The organism is Roseomonas sp. E05, assembly GCF_030063475.1.
Lineage (GTDB): Bacteria > Pseudomonadota > Alphaproteobacteria > Acetobacterales > Acetobacteraceae > Pseudoroseomonas.
This window is the reverse complement of sequence record NZ_JASIRT010000033.1, coordinates 14,866-32,421: the sequence shown is the minus strand read 5'-3', so window position 1 is coordinate 32,421 and position 17,556 is coordinate 14,866. Positions and strand designations below refer to the sequence as shown.

The window sequence follows — 17,556 nt, the reverse complement described above, 5'->3', positions numbered from 1 at the left end:
ACCGGAGATGACGACCATGCGCCCAGCCCTTCTTCTCGCCGCATCGCTTCTGCTCGGCGCGTCGCCGACCCTGGCGCAGCCCGCCGATAGCACGCCCCCTTATGGGGCGCGGCTGGAGGGCTTCACCTATCCCTACCCGACCCGGGACTTCGCGCTGACCTCGCAGCGTCAGGCGCTGAGCATGGGCTACATGGATGTCCGCCCCGAGCGCCCCAACGGGCGCAGCATCGTCCTGCTGCATGGCAAGAACTTCTGCGGCGCCACCTGGGAGGCCACGATCGGCGTGCTGCGCGACCAGGGGTGGCGCGTCATCGTGCCTGACCAGATCGGCTTCTGCCGCTCGACAAAGCCGGAGGGCTACCAGTTCAGCCTGCACCAGCTCGCCGCCAACACGCATGCGTTGCTGCATTCGCTGGGCATCGAGCGTGCCGTGGTGATGGGCCATTCGATGGGTGGAATGTTGGCCGCACGCTACGCCCTGACCTTTCCGGAGGCGACCGAGGCGCTGGTGATGGTCAACCCGATCGGGCTGGAGGACTGGGAGGCCAAGGGCGTCCCCTACCAGACCGTGGACCAATGGCTCGCCGGGGAGCGGAAGACGACGGCGGCCGGCATCCGCAACTACCAGCGCAACACCTACTATGCGGGCACCTGGGAGCCGCGCTACGACCGCTGGGTGGAGATGCTGGCCGGCATGTATGCCGGCTCCGGCCGGGAGGCGGTGATGTGGAACCAGGCGCTGACCAGCGACATGGTCTTCACCCAGCCCGTGGTGCAGGACTTCCCGCGCATCCGCGTGCCGACGCTGCTGCTGATCGGCGAGAAGGACAACACCGCCATCGGCAAGGGGGCCGCGCCGCCGGAGGTGCAGGCGCGCATCGGCAACTATGCCGAGCTCGGGCCGCGCACCGCCGAGGCCATTCCCAACGCGCGGCTGGTGCGCTTCCCCGAACTCGGCCATTCGCCGCAGATCCAGGCGCCGGAGCGGTTCCACGAGGCGCTGCTGCGGGAGCTGCCTTCGCTGAAATGATCGGCGGGGTCCGGGGCGACAGTGTCGCCCCGGCGGGGGTTCCAAGGGGGCGGCGCCCCCTTGGTCTGTTCTAGCCGCCCTTCACCCCGCCTGTCGTCAGTCCTGCGATGATCTGCTTCTGCGCCAGGAGGGTCAGCAGCAGCACGGGGAGCGTGACGAGCAGCGCCGCGGCGGCGAGCGGGCCCCAGGAGATCTGCTCGAAGGTGAGCATGTTGTTCACCGCGACCGGCAGGGTGCGCGTCTCGCGCCCCGCCAGCACCACGGCGAAGATGAAGTTGTTCCAGGAGAAGATGAAGGCGAGGATGGTGGCCACGGTGATGCCCGGCCGCGCCAGCGGAAAGGCGACATGGCGGAAGGCCTGCCAGATGGTCGCGCCATCCACCAGTGCCGCCTCTTCCAGCTCGCCCGGCAGCCCTTCGAAGAAGCCGATCATCACCCAGACCACGATGGGCACGGTGATGACGAGGTGGGTGATGACGATCGGTGCCAGCGTGCCGGTCAGCCCGAGCCACTGGAACAGCAGGAAGAGCGGAATGAGGTAGGAGAGCCCCGGCGTGATGCGCGCGATCAGGATCACCATGGCTGCGCGGGTGGCGCGCATCTTGGCGATGCCGTAGCCGGCAGGCACGCCGATCAGGATGGCCAGCCCCGTGGCCGAGAAGGAGACGACGACGCTGTTCCAGGTGTAGAGCAGGAAGTCGTTGCGGGCGAAGACGGCGGCGAAGTTGTCCCAGACCGGCGGGTTGGGGATGAAGACCGGCGGCCAGGCGGTGTTGTCCAGCTCGGTCTTCAGCGAAAGCGAGAGCATCCAGAGGAAGACCAGCGCCGCCGGCGAGACCAGCACCAACACGGCCAGCGCGAAGCCGAGCTTCTCCAGCAGGCGCATCATGCGCTCCGCACCCGGTTTCGCGTCCAGAGCAGCAGCGCCGCGAGGGAGACGATCAGCGCGAAGAACACCACCACGACCGCGCTGGCATAGCCCATGTTGTAATAAGCGAAGCCCTGCAGGTAGAGAAAGATGTTGATGGTCTCGCTGCTCGTTCCCGGCCCGCCCTGGGTGATGACGTAGATGGTGTCGAAGGCCTTCAGCGCGTCGATGGTGCGGATGATCAGCGCCACCACGAGGAAGGGCATCAGCAGCGGCAGGGTGATGTGGCGGAAGGCCTGCCAGGCGCTGGCGCCGTCGATCTTCGCCGCCTCGTAGGGATCGACCGGCAGCGAGGCAAGGCCGCCGAGCACGATCAGCATGACCAGCGGCGTCCAGTGCCAGACCTCGACAAGGACGAGGGTCGGGATCACCGTGCGCGCGTCATAGACCCACATGCTGGGCGGCAGGCCGAGCTGTGTCAGCAGCCAGTTCAGCACGCCGAGTTGCGGGTGGAACATCATTGTCCAGACCAGCGCCACCGCCACCGGCGTCGCCATCATCGGCAGGATGAAAATGGTGCGCGCCAGGCCACGCAACGGGAAGCGGCGGTTGAACACCAGCGCGGCGGCGGTGCCGAACAGCATTGGCAGGATCACGGCGAGCGCCGTGAAGTACAGCGTGCGCAGCACCGACCAGAGGAAGCGCTCGTCGGTGAAGAGCTTGCGGTAGTTCTCCAGGCCCACATAGAGCCGGCCGCCGCCGATCTTCCAGTCATGCGCGGACATGAACAGGGTGAAGGCCCAGGGAAAGAGAATGACGGCCAGCACCACCGCCCCGGCCGGCACGATGAACCAGCCGTAGTGGCGGGCGTAGTTGCGGCGGCGGCCGGGGGCCGCCACCGCGGTGCTGTTCGGCAGCGCGGCGGCGGAATTGCCCATCAGGTGGCGCGCTCCGACTGCTCCAGCACCGGGCGGAAGGCCTCGGTGGCGCGCTTCAGCTCGGCCGCCGGGTCGGCGCCGCCCACCATGTTGGTCAGCGCCGCACCGATGGTGTCGCGGAACTCGGTGACGGGCACGATCTCCGGCAGGCCCGGGCGGGCGATGCTGGCGCTCTTCACCAGGGTGTCGAAGAACTCGCGCGGGAAGCGGCTGTCCTTGATTGCCTCCTCGTTGCGGAAGGGGCTGCTGCGGGCCGGGGCACCGGCGCCGGAGGTCAGGAAGCGGAGCTGGTTCGTCTTGTTGACCGCCCATTGCACATAGTACCAGGCCGGCTCCTTGCGGCTGCTCTGCTCGCTGACGCCGAGGCCGGTGCCGAACATGCAGCAGTTGTGGTGCGCCGGCCCGGCCGGCACCACCCCGTAGCCCACCTTGCCGGCGACGCGGGAGCGCGTCTTGTCCTCCAGCGGGGCGGCGAAGCCCACGCCGTCGATCCAGAAAGCGGCGCGCCCCTGCATGAAGGTGGTCTGGCACTCGTTCCAGTTGAAGCCGATGCTGCCGGGCGGCGCGCAGTCCCGCATCAGCTTCTGATACATCTCGCCCGCCCAGACGGCGTCCGCCGTGTCGGTCAGCAGCTTGCGGTCGGCGCTGACGGTGTCACGCTGCGACGTGCCGAGCAGGAAGGACGTCCAGAGCACCACATTGGCGTTGCGCAGCCCGCGCCCGACGAAGCCGTATTGCTGCTTGGAAGGGTCGGTCAGCGCCTTGGCGGCGGCGTAGAGCTCATCGAAGGTCCTGGGCAGGGCGATGTTCTTCGCCGCCAGCAGGTCCTTGTTGTAATAGAGGATGAAATAGTCGGTGAACTCGGGCAGCGTGTCCATCCGCCCGTCCGCCTGGGTCGAATAGGCGACGGCGCCCTTGCCGAAGTCGGCGAAGTCGAAATCCGGCGCGGTCAGCGCGGCGTCCTGGATCATCGGCCGCAGGTCGGCGCACCACTTCGCCCGGCCGACCTGCCGCTTGTTCACGTGCAGGCTGATGCCGATCACGTCGAAGGAGGGCCGCCCCGAGGCGAACTCGATGACGAATTTCTGCCGGTGCTGCTGTTCCGGGATCTGCTCGGCGCCGACCTTGATGCCGGTCAGCTCCTCGAACTCCGGCTGGTGCTTGAGCAACAGGGCGGAGCGCGGGTTGGCGGTGAGGCTCACCTCCACCTTCTCGCCCTTGAAGCGCTTCCAGTCGAAAGCCTGCTGGGCGCCGGCGCGCTCCACCAGAGCCGGGGCCGCCAGCAGGCCGGCAGCCGCGCGCAACGCGGTGCGCCGCGTGATCTCGGACATTGTTTGCACTCCCAAGCGCCGGGCTTCGCCGGCTTGTTTCGTTATGCTTCCATCCTCATGCGCCGGATGGCAAGCGGGATTGGTTGGGGCTAGGACGGAGGGACACGTCGCAATGGAGGAAACCCGCATGAGCACCCTCTCCACCGCCCTGCCCGCGGACTGGCGCGAGGGGCATTTCGCGCTCCGCATCGAGGGTGCCGAGGGCCCGCAGGCGGTCGCCCTCGCCAAGGGCCGCGCCTTCGACATGACGCCCGCCTTCGGCACCGCCAGCGTCTGGCTGAACGCCGAGGACCCGCTGGGCGCCATCGCCGCGCGCGGCGAGCCGCTCTCCCTTGACGTGGAGGCCCTGCTGGCCGGCACCGGCCCCGCCCGGCTGCTGGCGCCCTTCGACCTGCAGGCGCTGAAGGCCTGCGGCGTGACCTATGCCCGCTCCATGCTGGAGCGCGTCATCGAGGAGCGCTGCCGCGGCGACGCCACCCAGGCGGATTCGATCCGCGCCGAGGTGCGCGGCATCATCGGCGACGAGCTTTCGGCGCTCCGCCCCGGCAGCCCCGAGGCCATGGCGCTGAAGGAGAACCTGGTCGCCCGCGGCTGGTGGAGCCAGTACCTGGAGGTCGGCATCGGGCCGGACGCCGAGATCTTCACCAAGGCCCAGCCGCTCTCCGCCGTGGGCGGCGGCGCGCGCATCGGCATCCATCCCTCCAGCGCCTGGAACAACCCGGAGCCCGAGGTGGTGCTGGCGATCGACGCGCAGGGCCGCATCCTCGGCGCCGCGCTCGGCAACGACGTGAACCTGCGCGACGTGGAGGGCCGCTCCGCCCTGCTGCTGGGCCGCGCCAAGGACAACAACGCCGCCTGCGCCATCGGCCCGGCCATCCGCCTGTTCGACGAAGGCTTCACCCTGGAGGACATCCGCGCCGCCGAGATCCGCCTGACCATCGAGGGGCCGGAGGGCTTCCGGCTGGAGGAAAGCGGCAGGGTCGGCGCCATCAGCCGCGACCCGACCGAGATCGTGGACCAGGCCGTCAACCCGCACCACCAGTACCCGGACGGGCTGGCGCTGTTCCTCGGCACGCCCTTCTCCCCCTCCAAGGACCGCGACGCGCCGGGCATGGGCTTCACCCACCACATCGGCGACGTGGTGAGCATCGCCAGCGAGCGTCTCGGCGCCCTGGTCAACACGGTGGACCGCACCGACTCCTGCCCGCCCTGGCGCTTCGGCATCGGCGCGCTGATGCGCAACCTCGCGCAGCGCGGCCTGCCGCGCGCATGAACGCCGAGGAAACCGGTCGCCTCGACCGCGGCGACGGCACCCACCTCGCCTGGGCGCGCCTGCCCGGGCGGGGGCCGACCACCGTCTTCCTGACCGGCTTCCGCTCGGACATGGAGGGCAGCAAGGCCACCGCCCTGCGCGACTTCTGCGCCGCCGAGGGCCGCGCCTTCCTGCGCTTCGATTATTCCGGCCACGGCGCCTCCGAGGGCCGCTTCGAGGAGGGCTGCATCGGCGAATGGGCGATGGACGCCGCCACCGTCATCGAGACGCTGACCGACGGGCCGGTGGTGCTGGTCGGCTCCTCGATGGGCGGCTGGATCTCGCTGCTGCTGCTGCGCCATCTGGCCGCGCGGGTGCAGGGCTTCATCGGCATCGCCCCCGCGCCGGACTTCACCGAGCGGCTGATGTGGCCGGCGCTGACCGAAGAGCATCGCGCCGCCATCCTGCGCAACGGCATGGTGCTGGTGGAAAGCCCCTACGGCCCGCCCGTGCCGCTGACCCGCAAGCTGTTCGAGGATGGGCGCAACCAGCTCGTCCTGAACGCGCCGATTTCCTTCGACGGGCCGGTGCGCATCCTCCAGGGCATGCGCGACAACGAGGTGCCCTGGCAATACGCGCCCGAGATCGCCCAGCGGCTCGAAGCGCCGGATGTGCGGATCACCTTGGTGAAGGAAGGCGATCACCGGCTGGCACGCGAGGAAGATCTCGCGCTGCTGGTCGAAACGCTGCGCGGGCTGCCAGGGGGAGGCGCCGCCTCCCCCTGACCCCCACCGCCGGGGGGACAGTGTCCCCCCGGACCCCGCCGCAAGTCAGCCGGTGATGCCGATGATCCACGGCGCGAATTCGTGCCTGCCCACGCCGAGGTCCTCGCTCTTGGTCTGCTCGCCCGAGGCGATGCGCAGGATGTGCTCGAAGATGCGCTGACCCATCTCCTGCAGGCTGGCCGTGCCGTCCAGGATCTCCCCGCAGTTGATGTCCATGTCCTCCTCCAGGCGGCGGTACATGGGGGTGTTGGTGGCCAGCTTGATCGAGGGCACCGGCTTGGAGCCGAACATCGAGCCGCGCCCGGTGGTGAAGCAGATGACGTTGGCGCCGCCGGCGATCTGCCCGGTGGCGGAAACCGGGTCGAAGCCCGGGCTGTCCATGAAGACGAAGCCCTTCGTCGTCACCGGCTCAGCATACTTGAAGACGTCCATCAGTGGCCCGGTGCCGCCCTTCATCGAGGCGCCGAGCGACTTCTCGAAGATGTTGGCCAACCCGCCCGCCTGGTTGCCTGGGCTGACCACGCCGTTGATCTGCGTGTCGCGCCCGACTGCGTACTCGTCCTTCCACCAGCGGATGCGCTCGATCAGCTTCTCCGCCACATCAGGACGGGCGGCGCGCCGCGTCAGCGTGTGCTCCACGCCGTAGATCTCCGGCGTCTCGGAGAGGATGGCCGTGCCGCCATGCCGGGTCAGGATGTCCATGGCATGGCCGAGCGCCGGGTTGGCGGTGATCGAGGAGAAGCCGTCCGAGCCGCCACATTGCAGGCCCACCATGATGTGCTCGGCCGAGCAGGGCTCGCGCGTCACGGCGTTGGCCTCGGCCAGCATCTCCTTCACCATGGCGATGCCGGCCTCGATGCTCTTCCGGGTGCCGCCCATCTCCTGCATGCTGTAGTGGCGCAGGTGCGGGCCGCCCTGCAGCCCCTGCTCGGCCATCAGCCCGGCGATCTGGTTGCGCTCGCAGCCCAGCCCGATCACCAGCACGCCGGCGATGTTGGGGTGGCGGATATAGCCGGCCAGCGTCCGCCGCAGCAGCTGCATCGGCTCGCCGGAAAGCTCCATGCCGCAGCCCGTCTGGTGCGTGAAGGCGGCCACGCCGTCCACGTTCGGGTACTCCGCCAGCCGCTCGGCGGTGAAGTGGTCGGCGATGCTCTGCACCACCGTCGCCGAGCAGTTCACCGTCGAGACGATGCCGATGTAGTTGCGCGTCGCCACGCGCCCGTCGGGGCGCTTGATACCCATGAAGGTGGCGCGCTCTTCCGGCGGCACCATGGCGAGCGGCTCGTAGTCGGCGCCGATGGCGTAGTCGCGGTCGAACTCGGTGAAGGCGATGTTGTGGCCGTGCAGCATGGTGCCGGCCGGCATGTCGTCCGCCGCGAAGCCGATCGTCACGTTGTACTTCAGGATCGGCTCGCCCTTGCGCAGGTGCCGGGTGGCGATCTTGTAGCCCGGCTGCACCGCCTCCCGCGCGACGATGTTCTCGCCGGGGATCGAGGTGCCCGGCTCCACGGGGATCCGCGCCACCACCACGTTGTCATTGGGGTGCAGGCGGATCACGGGGCCGTTCAGGCGCTTGGCGGAAAGGTCGATGATCGACATGGCGGCAGGGATTCCTTGGACGTTGTCAGTGGCCGAGCGGCCCGGGCAGGGGAATGCCATGGCGCTCGGCGCGCGGTTGCAGCGCGGCCATGATGCCTTCGGCGAGCGGAACGCCCCGCGCGAGCGCCTCCTCCCGCAGCTTCAGCCCGCGTTCGCCGGGCAGGCGGACCGGCGGCTGGCCCGGGCGCGGCGCCGCGGCGCGGCAGGCGGCGGCGGTGTGGCCGGTCTGCCGGGTGAAGGCCTCAAGCCCGGCGAAGGCCGCCGGGTCGAGCACCTGCAGGAACACGCTGGCCATCATGCCGGAGGGCTTGTCCGCCCGCCCATGGCCGGAGAGCCCCTGGGTCAGCGCCTCGGTGGCCAGCGCCATGGCATAGCCCTTCTGGCCATGGTCCAGCCCGCCGGCCGGCAGGATGGTGCCGCCCTTGCCGATGAGCGAGGGGTCGTCCGAGGGGTTGCCCTCGGCATCCAGCAGCCACGGATGCGGGAAGCGCTGGCCGAGGCGGGTGAGCCGCTGGCTCATGTTGTTGGTGGTGATGGAGGCGCTGATATCGGTCACCACCGGCAGGTCTGCCCCCGCCGGGCCCGTCGGGTAGCCGACCGAGACCGGGTCCGGCGAGAGCACCGCCTGCCGCGCGCCGAAGGGGGCGACGCTGGCGGTGCCGGGGGCGCTGCTGTGCAGCACGCACACCATCCCTGCCGCCGCGGCGCGCGCCGGATAGACCGCCAGACAGCCGATATGGTGGCTGTTGCCGATGGCGATGGTGCAGGTGCCATGCACCCGCGCCCGCTCCGTTGCCAGGTCCAGCGCCTTCATGGTCAGCCAGCCGCCGGGCAGGCCACGGCCATCCCAGGTGGCGCAGGCGCCGCGGTCGGCGATGATCTCCGGCTCGCCCTCGACCCGCATCAGCCCGGCGTCGATCTCGTCGAGGTAGCGCGGCAGCAGGCCGAGGCCATGGGTGACATGCCCCATCAGGTCCGACTCAACCAGCACCTCCGCCATCACCGCCGCCTTGCCGGCGGGCGTGCCGTGCGCCTGGAAGAGGGCGGCGGCGACTTCCCGAAGGGCGGAGGCGGCGTAGCGCGGCCGCTGTTCCTGGGCGGCGCTCACAGCGCAGGACACCGGCGGGGGTTCGGCACAGGGGAGCGACGCATTCCGGTTCCTTCCTCCAATTCGTATGATGATCGCATGAGGCGCCGCCCGCCGCAACGCAACGGCGGAGGATGCGGCCAGGCGCCGCGGTCAGGAACGGCTTTTCCGATCACAGCGCGTTGCGCCCCCCGGTGGAAGGGCCAGGCGCCCCGTGCCGCCCGCCTCCCCTCCTCCGGCCTCTTCAGCCTGCCCCGAACACCTCGCCCCAGGCCGCCTTCAGGGCGCTGTCCACCTCCTCCATCGTCGCCGTGATGCCGAGCGCCCAGAGGCTGGTGACGCCGTGCTGCCGGATGCCGCAGGGGACGATGCCGGTGAAGTGGGAAAGGTCCGGCTCGACGTTCAGCGCGATGCCGTGCCAGCTCACCCAGCGCGTGACCCGCACCCCGATGGCGGCGATCTTGTCCTCCCGCCCGCTCGCGCCATCGGCGACCCAGATGCCGACGCGCCCCTCGCGCCGCTCCCCCTTCACGTTGAAGCGGTCCAGCGCGCGGATGATCCACTCTTCCAGCCCGTGCACATAGGCGCGGATGTCACGCGCCGGCACGGTGCCGTGCGGCCGGGTGAGGTCGAGCATCACATAGGCGGTGCGCTGACCCGGCCCGTGATAGGTCCACTGCCCGCCCCGTCCGGCGGCATAGACGGGGAATCGGGGGTCCACCAGGCCCTCGGGGGTGGAAGAGGTGCCGGCGGTGTAGGTCGGCGGATGCTCCACCAGCCAGAGCCGCTCGGGCGCGCCCTCGGCGCGGATCGCCGCCGCGTGGGCCTGCATTTCCGCCAGGGCCACGGGGTAGTCGGTCAGGCCCTCGGCCACCCGCCATTCGGGGGAAGAAGAAATATCCGTCATAAACGCCGCTGGGGTTGTTGCTGTCTCTGAGATCATCGGCTATACGCCCGGCCCTGTCTGATACTTTAACCACGTGCGGTCGTGGCGGAATGGTAGACGCGTCAGCTTGAGGTGCTGGTGGGGGCAACCCCGTGGAAGTTCGAATCTTCTCGACCGCATTTTCCCAATCACTCGCCCCGCTTGCCATCCGGTCCCGGTCCTTGTGACCAGACGCCGGCTCCGTCATCGTCCGGGGCCCGGAGGTGCCAATGGACGAGGATTTCCGTAAAGCAGCGCTCGACTACCACCGGCTCCCCCGCCCTGGGAAGCTCAGTGTCGAAGCGACCAAGCGCATGGCAACCCAGCGCGATCTGGCCCTTGCCTATTCGCCCGGCGTCGCCGCCGCCTGCGAGGCCATCGCCGAGAACCCCCGCGCCGCCTATGAGATGACCACCCGCGGCAACATGGTCGCGGTGATCACCAATGGCACCGCCGTGCTCGGCCTCGGCGCCATCGGCGCCCTGGCCTCGAAGCCGGTGATGGAAGGCAAGGCGGTCCTCTTCAAGAAGTTCGCCGGCATCGATTCCATCGACCTGGAGGTGGACGAACTGGACCCCGCCCGCTTCGTCGAGGCGGTGGCGGTGCTGGAGCCCTCCTTCGGCGCCATCAACCTGGAGGACATCAAGGCCCCCGAGTGCTTCGAGATCGAGCGGAGCCTGCGGGAGCGGATGAAGATCCCGGTCTTCCACGACGACCAGCACGGCACCGCCATCATCGTCGCCGCCGCCGTCCGCAACGGCCTGCTGCTGCAGGGCAAGAACCTGGCCGAGGCGAAGATCGTCACCTCCGGTGCCGGCGCCGCCGCGCTCGCCTGCCTCGACCTGCTGGTGGCGATGGGCGCGCAGGCGGAGAACATCACCGTCACCGACATCAAGGGCGTGGTCTATGCCGGCCGCGCCGAGCTGATGGACCCCTACAAGGCGCGCTACGCCCGCGAGACCGAGGCGCGCACGCTGGAGCAGGTGCTGGAGGGCGCCGACGTCTTCCTCGGCCTCTCCGCCCCGCGCGTGCTGAAGGCCGAGTGGCTGCCCCGCCTGGCTCCGCGCCCGCTGGTGCTGGCGCTGGCCAATCCCGAGCCGGAGATCCTGCCCGAGGCGGTGCGCGCCGCCCGGCCGGACGCCATCGTGGCGACGGGCCGCTCAGACTATCCGAACCAGGTCAACAACGTCCTCTGCTTCCCCTTCATCTTCCGCGGCGCGCTGGATGCCGGCGCCACCACGATCAATGAGGCGATGAAGGTCGCGGCGGTGGAGGCCATCGCCCGCCTCGCCCGCATCGAGGCCTCGGAGGTGGTGGCGGCGGCCTATGGCGGGCAGGCGCCGGTCTTCGGGCCGGACTACATCATCCCCAAGCCCTTCGACCCCCGGCTGATCCTGGAGATCGCCCCCTCCGTGGCGCGTGCCGCCATGGAATCGGGCGTCGCCACCCGCCCGATCGCCGACTTCGACGCCTATCGCGAGACGCTGGAGCGCTTCGTCTACCGCTCCGGCGACCTGATGCGGCCGGTGATCCACGCCGCCCGCAAGGCGCCGAAGCGCGTCGTCTACAGCGAGGGCGAGGATGAGCGCGTGTTGCGCGCCGTGCAGAGCGTGCTCGACGACGGCACCGCCGAGCCGGTGCTGATCGGCCGCCGCAGCGCCATCGAGGCCAAGGTGAAGGCCATGGGCCTGCGGATGGACCTTGCCGAGAGCGTCCGTCTGCTCGACCCGGCGGAGGACGAGGCGGTGTTCGGGCCGCTGGTGGACCTTTACCGCCAGAAGGTGGGCCGCCGCGGCGTGCCGCCCGACACGGCCGAGCGCGCCGTGCGCCTGCGCCCGGCCGTGGCCGCCGCGCTGCTGCTGGAGTCCGGCCAGGTGGATGCCGCCCTGGTTGGCGGCCAGGGCGAGTGGATGCGGCTGTGGCACCAGGCCTATGACGTCATCGGCAAGCAGGAGTCGGCCAGCCGCGTCTACGCCATGACCGGCGTGATCCTGCCCGCCGGCACGCTGTTCTTCGTGGACACCCACCTGCTGGTGGACCCCACCGCCGAGCAGGTGGCCGAGATGACGCTGCTGGCCGCCGAGCAGGTGCGCGCCTTCGGCCTGCACCCGCGCGTGGCGCTGCTCTCGCACTCCTCCTTCGGCGCCAGCCAGGCTCCCTCCGCCCGCAAGATGCGCGAGGCGCTGCAGCTCATCCAGGCTGCCGCGCCGGATCTGGAGGTGGATGGCGAGATGCACGCCGATGCCGCCCTGGTGCCGGCCATCCGGGAGCGCGCGGTCCATGATTCGCCGCTGACCGAATCCGCCAACCTGCTGGTGATGCCGAACCTCGATGCGGCCAACATCGCCTACAACCTGGTGAAGGCCGCGGCGGACGGGCTGCAGCTCGGCCCGCTGCTGCTCGGCATGCGCAAGCCGATCCATGTGCTGGTGCCGAGTGTCACCGCGCGCGGCATCGCCAACCTGACGGCGGTGGCCAGCACCCAGGCCTGACCGTCCCGGCGCGAAAATCCCCTTGCCCGAGCCTTGCCTCGGGCGGGGGCGCCTCGCCATCTTGCAGGGCATGGCGAACCTCCCCGACCGTCCTGCCTCGGCCGCCGTCGCCGCCTTCCTGAAGCAGGTGGAGAGCCTGCCGGCGGTGAAAGCGGGCGTGCACCGCCCCGGCCGGCTGGTTTTCGCCATCGACGCCACGGCCAGCCGCCAGCCGAGCTGGGACCGCGCCTGCCACCTGCAGGCCGAGATGTTCCAGGCCGCCGCCGCGCATGGCGGGCTCGCGGTGCAGCTCGCCTATTACCGGGGCTATGGCGAGTTCGCCGCCACCCCCTTCCTCACCGACGGCACCGAGCTGGCGCGGCGCATGACCGGCGTCACCTGCCTCGGCGGCCGCACGCAGATCGGCAAGGTGCTCGCCCATGCCCTGGCCGAGACGGCGCGCGAGCGGGTCGCCGCCCTGGTCTTCGTGGGCGACGCGGTGGAGGAGGCGCCGGACCCGCTCTGCCACGCGGCGGGCCAGCTCGGCCTGCGCGGCACGCCGGTCTTCGCCTTCCAGGAGGGGCATGACGCCACCGCCGGAGCAGTGCTGCGGCAGATCGCTCGGCTGTCCGGCGGCGCGCACCGTGCGCTGGACGAGGGCAGCGCCGCCGCGCTCGGCGAGCTGCTGCGCGCCGTCGCGATCTTCGCCGCCGGCGGGCGGGAGGCACTCGCCCGCCTGCCCGGCGCGGCGGCGCGCGGGCTGATGGCGCAGCTTCCCGCCCCCGGGCGATGACCCGGCGCCGATGAGCTGGCTGCTGGGCGGCCTGGCGCTGCTGCTCCTGCTGGCCCTGCTGCTCTGGGGCTTCGCGACGGCCAGCGTGGCGCAGGTGAAGCGCACCGGCGCGGTGCTGCTGGCGATCGCCGGCGTGCTCGCCTTCCTGCTGCTGCTGCGCGGCGGCCGGCTGCTCCAGGCCCTGCCCGCCCTCCTGCCACTGCTGCCGCTGGCGCTGCGCCTCTGGCGGGGCTGGCGGGCCGCGCGGCGCTTCGGCGCCCCCGGGAGCGGCGCGCAGGAGACCACGGTGGAAACCGCCAGCCTCGCCATGCGCCTGGACCTCGGAAGCGGTGCGCTCTCCGGCCAGGTCCGGCAGGGTCGCTGGGCCGGGCGGGAACTGGGCGAGATGCCCCTGGAGGATCTTCTGGCGCTGCGGAGCGAGTGCGCCGTGAACGACCCGGAAAGCCTGCCGCTGCTGGAGACCTGGCTGGAGCGGGCCCATCCAGCCTGGCGGGCCGCCGCAGCGCCGGCCGGCGAGACAATGGACCGCGCCGCCGCCCTGGCGGTGCTGGGACTGCGGGAGGGCGCCAGCACGGCGGAGATCCGCGCGGCGCACCGCCGGCTGATGCGGCAGGCACACCCGGACCACGGCGGCTCGGCCGAACAGGCGGCCCGCCTGAACCGGGCGCGCGACGTCCTGCTGCGCTGAAGTTCATCAAGAAGCTATCTGCGGATCAATTGCCGTGACGGTGCCCTCGTGGCAATGCTTCCGCGAAGAAAGCCTTTTTTCTGCCGCCTCCGCGTGGCGGAGTGCGCTGGACGCCGTTTCGAGACTTGGAGGAGCCCTGCGTGACGAAACCGCTGAAGAAAGCCGTGCTTCCGGTCGCCGGGCTGGGAACGCGCTTCCTGCCGGCCACCAAGGCCATGGCCAAGGAGATGCTGCCGATCGTCGACAAGCCGCTGATCCAGTACGCCGTCGAGGAGGCCCGCGCGGCGGGCATCGACCAGTTCTGCTTCGTCACCGGCCGCGGCAAGACCGCCATCGTCGAGCATTTCGACGTGGCCTACGAGCTGGAGCGGACGCTGGAGGAGCGCGGCAAGCAGGATATCCTGGACGACCTGCGGCGGCAGGCCTCGCTGCCCGGCAGCATCACCACGGTGCGCCAGCAGATCCCGATGGGCCTGGGCCACGCCATCTGGTGCGCCCGCGCCTTCATCGGCGACGACCCCTTCGCCATCCTGCTGCCGGACGACCTGATGCTGTGCAAGACCCCCTGCACGCAGCAGCTCGCCGAGGCCTATCACGAGACCGGCGGCAACGTCGTCGCCGTCGAGGAGGTGCCGATGGAGCGCGTCAACAAGTACGGCGTGCTGGACATCGCGGAGGACAAGGGCCGGCTGGTCTCGGTGAAGGGCCTGGTCGAGAAGCCAAAGCCGGAGGATGCGCCCTCCAACCTCACCGTCATTGGCCGCTACGTGCTGATGCCGGAGGTGCTGGAGCACCTCTCCAAGATGGAGAAGGGTGCCGGCGGCGAGGTTCAGCTCACCGATGCCATGGCCAAGCTGATCGGCAGGCAGCCCTTCCACGGCCTGCGCTACGAGGGCCGGCGCTTCGACTGCGGCGATAAGGTGGGCTTCCTGGAGGCGCAGATCGCCTTCGCGCTGCAGCGGCCCGACATCGCCCAGGCGGTGCACGACTTCCTGCCGAAATACGTCTGAGGCGCCGCAATGCGCATTGCCATGGTCGGGGCCGGCTATGTCGGTCTGGTCTCCGGCGCCTGCTTCGCGGAATTCGGCGTGGACGTGTGCGTGATGGACACGGACGCGTCCAAGGTTGAGGCGTTGCGGGCCGGCCGGATTCCCATCTACGAGCCCGGGCTCGACCGGCTGGTGGCGGAGAACGCCGCCGATGGCCGCCTGACCTTCACCACCGAGCTGGCCGAGGCGGTGCGCGGGGCGGATGCGGTCTTCCTCGCCGTCGGCACGCCCACCCGGCGCGGCGACGGCCATGCCGACCTGACCTATGTCTTCGCCGCCGCCGAGCAGGTGGCGAAGGCGGCCGAGGGGCCGCTGGTGCTGGTCACCAAGTCCACCGTGCCGGTCGGCACCGGGCGGCAGGTGAAGGAGATCGTCCGCCGGGTGCGCCCGGAGCTGGAGATCGAGGTCGCCTCCAACCCCGAGTTCCTGCGCGAGGGCAGCGCCATCGGCGACTTCATGCGGCCCGACCGCGTGGTGATCGGCGTGGAGAGCGAGCGGGCGCTGAAGGTGCTGAAGCGGCTCTACCGCCCGCTCTACCTGATCGAGACGCCCGTCGTGGCGACCTCGATCGAGACCGCCGAGCTGATCAAATACGCCGCCAACGCCTTCCTGGCGGTGAAGATCACCTTCATCAACCAGATGGCCGATCTCTGCGAGCGGGCCGGCGCCAACGTGCATGACGTGGCGCGCGGCATGGGGCTCGATGGCCGCATCGGCCGCAAGTTCCTGCATGCCGGGCCGGGCTATGGCGGCTCCTGCTTCCCCAAGGACACGCTGGCGCTCGCCCGCACGGCACAGGAGCTGGGCGCGCCGGCCACCATCGTCGAGCAGACCATCGCCGCCAACGAGGCACGCAAGGCGCAGATGGCCGAGCGCGTGGTGGCCGCCTGCGGCGGCTCGGTGGCGGGCAAGACCATCGCGGTGTTCGGGCTGACCTTCAAGCCCGAGACCGACGACATGCGCGACGCCCCCTCGCTGGTGATCATCCCGGCGCTGGTCGCCGCCGGGGCGCGGGTCCGCGCCTATGATCCGCAGCCCGGCCATGCCCGCCAGATGCTGCCGGCGGCGGTGCACTATGCCGAAAGCGCGCTCGGCGCCGCCGAGGGTGCCGATGCCCTGGTGCTGGTCACCGAATGGAACGAGTTCCGCGCCATCGCGCCGGAGAAGCTGCGCCGCACCATGGCCGGCCGCGTCGTCTGCGACCTGCGCAACGTCTGGGACCCTGCCGCCATGCGCGAATGCGGGTTCGACTACTCCTCGATTGGCCGTCCGTAAGTTCAAGGAATCCGGAATGACCGCCTTCCGTCACGAGTTCCACCCCACCTCGCTCCGCGAATACGACATCCGCGGCATCGTCGGGAAAACCCTCTCCGGCGCGGACGCCTTCGCCATCGGCCGCTGCTTCGGCAGCATCGTGGTGCGCGGCGGCGGCAAGAAGGTGGCGGTGGGCTATGACGGCCGCCTCTCCTCACCCGAGCTGGAGGCGCAGCTCGTCGCCGGCCTCGTCGCCTGCGGGCTGGAGGTGGCGCGCATCGGCTGCGGCCCGACGCCCATGCTCTACTACGCCGCCTATGCCCTCGGCGCCGACGGCGCGGCGATGGTGACCGGCAGCCACAACCCGCCGGACTACAACGGCTTCAAGATGATGCTGGGCAAGAAGCCCTTCTTTGGCGCGCAGATCCAGGAGATCGGCAAGATGGCCGCCGCCGGGGACGTGGTGCCGGAAGCCTCCGGCTCCTCCACCCAGGTGGACATCTCCGAGGAGTACATCGCCCGCCTGCTGAAGGACTATGACGGCGGCGACCGCGCGCTGAAGGTGGTCTGGGACCCGGGCAACGGTTCCGGCGCCGCGATCACCAACCATCTCGTCGCCAGGCTGCCGGGCCAGCACACCGTCATCAACGGTGAGATCGACGGCCGCTTCCCCAACCACCACCCCGACCCCACGGTGCTGAAGAACCTCGAGCAGATCATCGCCGAGGTGAAGAAGCAGAAGGCGGACCTCGGCATCGCCTTCGATGGCGACGCCGACCGCATCGGCGCGGTGGATGGCGAGGGCAACATGCTCTTCGGCGACCAGCTCCTGGTGGTGCTGGCGCGCGACGTGCTGAAGGCCAACCCGGGCGGCACCATCATCGCCGACGTGAAGGCCAGCCAGGTCCTGTTCGACGAGGTGGCCAAGGCCGGCGGCACGCCGCTGATGTGGAAGACCGGCCACTCGCTGATCAAGGCGAAGATGGCCGAGACCAAGGCCCCGCTGGCCGGCGAGATGTCGGGCCACATCTTCTTCGCCGACAAGTGGTACGGCTTCGACGATGCGCTCTACTCCGCGGCGCGCCTGCTCGGCATCGTGGCGCGGTCCGGCGACTCCCTGGCCGCCATGCGCGCCGCCCTGCCGCAGGTGATCAACACGCCGGAGCTGCGCTTCGACTGCCCGGACGAGCGCAAGTTCGGCGTCATCACCGAGGTGAAGGAGCGGCTGGCCAAGTCCGGCGCCAATGTGCAGGACGTGGACGGCGTGCGCGTGTTGACCGAGGATGGCTGGTGGCTGCTGCGCGCCTCCAACACCCAGGCGGTGCTGGTCGCCCGCGCCGAGGCCAAGACCGAGGAAGGGCTGGAACGCCTGAAGGCCCTGCTGGCCGAGCAGGTCGAAGCCTCGGGCCTGCAGGCGCCGGACTTCTCCGGCGAGAATGCGGGGCACTGACCCCGCTTTTCCTCTACGGCACGCTGCTGGACCGCG

General features: G+C 70.3%; 15 protein-coding genes and 1 tRNA gene. 10 read left to right on the top strand and 6 right to left on the bottom strand.

Going from position 1 to position 17,556, the window contains the following annotated elements; all coding sequences use genetic code 11:
* The first annotated feature begins 16 nt into the window (after positions 1-16).
* Positions 17-1,030, top strand: coding sequence for an alpha/beta fold hydrolase (locus tag QMO56_RS22235; RefSeq protein ID WP_283529427.1), 1,014 nt, complete (start codon positions 17-19; stop codon positions 1,028-1,030).
* A 70-nt stretch (positions 1,031-1,100) separates the two neighbouring features.
* On the opposite strand, the gene QMO56_RS22230 is transcribed toward QMO56_RS22235, so the two are convergent.
* The 3 genes from QMO56_RS22230 to QMO56_RS22220 are packed head-to-tail and all read right to left on the bottom strand — an operon-like array spanning position 1,101 to position 4,167.
* The gene (locus QMO56_RS22230) at positions 1,101-1,919 is read right to left on the bottom strand and encodes a carbohydrate ABC transporter permease (protein WP_283529426.1); all 819 of its coding nucleotides are present in this window, start codon (positions 1,917-1,919) and stop codon (positions 1,101-1,103) included.
* On the bottom strand, positions 1,916-2,836 hold the full coding sequence (locus QMO56_RS22225; protein WP_283529425.1) for a carbohydrate ABC transporter permease: 921 nt from the start codon (positions 2,834-2,836) through the stop codon (positions 1,916-1,918). Before QMO56_RS22225 ends, QMO56_RS22230 begins: the two co-directional genes overlap by 4 nt.
* Entirely contained in the window at positions 2,836-4,167 is a 1,332-nt protein-coding gene (locus QMO56_RS22220; protein ID WP_283529424.1) for a sugar ABC transporter substrate-binding protein, read from the bottom strand. Before QMO56_RS22220 ends, QMO56_RS22225 begins: the two co-directional genes overlap by 1 nt.
* Positions 4,168-4,294: 127 nt before the next feature.
* On the opposite strand from QMO56_RS22220, the gene QMO56_RS22215 reads away from it, so the two are divergent.
* Positions 4,295-5,440 (top strand): fumarylacetoacetate hydrolase family protein, encoded by a 1,146-nt coding sequence (locus QMO56_RS22215; protein WP_283529423.1) that lies wholly within the window; start codon positions 4,295-4,297, stop codon positions 5,438-5,440.
* Entirely contained in the window at positions 5,437-6,204 is a 768-nt protein-coding gene (locus tag QMO56_RS22210) for a carboxylesterase (protein WP_283529422.1), read from the top strand. The genes QMO56_RS22215 and QMO56_RS22210 overlap by 4 nt, the downstream gene beginning before the upstream one ends.
* 45 nt (positions 6,205-6,249) lie before the next feature.
* Here QMO56_RS22210 and QMO56_RS22205 read toward each other — a convergent pair whose 3' ends face one another.
* From QMO56_RS22205 to lipB, 3 genes are all read right to left on the bottom strand, one after another.
* The gene (locus QMO56_RS22205) at positions 6,250-7,803 is read right to left on the bottom strand and encodes a UxaA family hydrolase (protein ID WP_283529421.1); all 1,554 of its coding nucleotides are present in this window, start codon (positions 7,801-7,803) and stop codon (positions 6,250-6,252) included.
* 25 nt (positions 7,804-7,828) lie between these two features.
* On the bottom strand, positions 7,829-8,911 hold the full coding sequence (locus QMO56_RS22200) for an Ldh family oxidoreductase (protein ID WP_283529420.1): 1,083 nt from the start codon (positions 8,909-8,911) through the stop codon (positions 7,829-7,831).
* Between the two features lie 223 nt (positions 8,912-9,134).
* Positions 9,135-9,797 (bottom strand): lipoyl(octanoyl) transferase LipB, encoded by a 663-nt coding sequence (lipB, locus tag QMO56_RS22195; protein ID WP_283529419.1) that lies wholly within the window; start codon positions 9,795-9,797, stop codon positions 9,135-9,137.
* A gap of 75 nt (positions 9,798-9,872) precedes the next feature.
* Here lipB and QMO56_RS22190 point away from each other — a divergent pair.
* The 7 genes from QMO56_RS22190 (at position 9,873) to pgmG (ending at position 17,520) form a co-directional block, all read left to right on the top strand.
* Positions 9,873-9,955: transfer RNA gene (locus QMO56_RS22190), tRNA-Leu, on the top strand.
* Positions 9,956-10,045: 90 nt separating this feature from the next.
* On the top strand, positions 10,046-12,307 hold the full coding sequence (locus QMO56_RS22185) for an NADP-dependent malic enzyme (RefSeq protein ID WP_283529418.1): 2,262 nt from the start codon (positions 10,046-10,048) through the stop codon (positions 12,305-12,307).
* A 70-nt stretch (positions 12,308-12,377) separates the two neighbouring features.
* Positions 12,378-13,079, top strand: a complete 702-nt coding sequence (locus tag QMO56_RS22180) for a VWA domain-containing protein (RefSeq protein ID WP_283529452.1) — start codon at positions 12,378-12,380, stop codon at positions 13,077-13,079.
* Between the two features lie 10 nt (positions 13,080-13,089).
* Positions 13,090-13,767 (top strand): DnaJ domain-containing protein, encoded by a 678-nt coding sequence (locus QMO56_RS22175; RefSeq protein WP_283529417.1) that lies wholly within the window; start codon positions 13,090-13,092, stop codon positions 13,765-13,767.
* Positions 13,768-13,907: 140 nt separating this feature from the next.
* Entirely contained in the window at positions 13,908-14,777 is an 870-nt protein-coding gene (gene galU, locus QMO56_RS22170; RefSeq protein WP_283529416.1) for a UTP--glucose-1-phosphate uridylyltransferase GalU, read from the top strand.
* A 9-nt stretch (positions 14,778-14,786) separates the two neighbouring features.
* Positions 14,787-16,091, top strand: coding sequence for a UDP-glucose/GDP-mannose dehydrogenase family protein (locus QMO56_RS22165; RefSeq protein ID WP_283529414.1), 1,305 nt, complete (start codon positions 14,787-14,789; stop codon positions 16,089-16,091).
* A gap of 16 nt (positions 16,092-16,107) precedes the next feature.
* Positions 16,108-17,520 (top strand): phosphoglucomutase/phosphomannomutase PgmG, encoded by a 1,413-nt coding sequence (pgmG, locus tag QMO56_RS22160; RefSeq protein WP_283529413.1) that lies wholly within the window; start codon positions 16,108-16,110, stop codon positions 17,518-17,520.
* Positions 17,521-17,556: the final 36 nt, after the last annotated feature.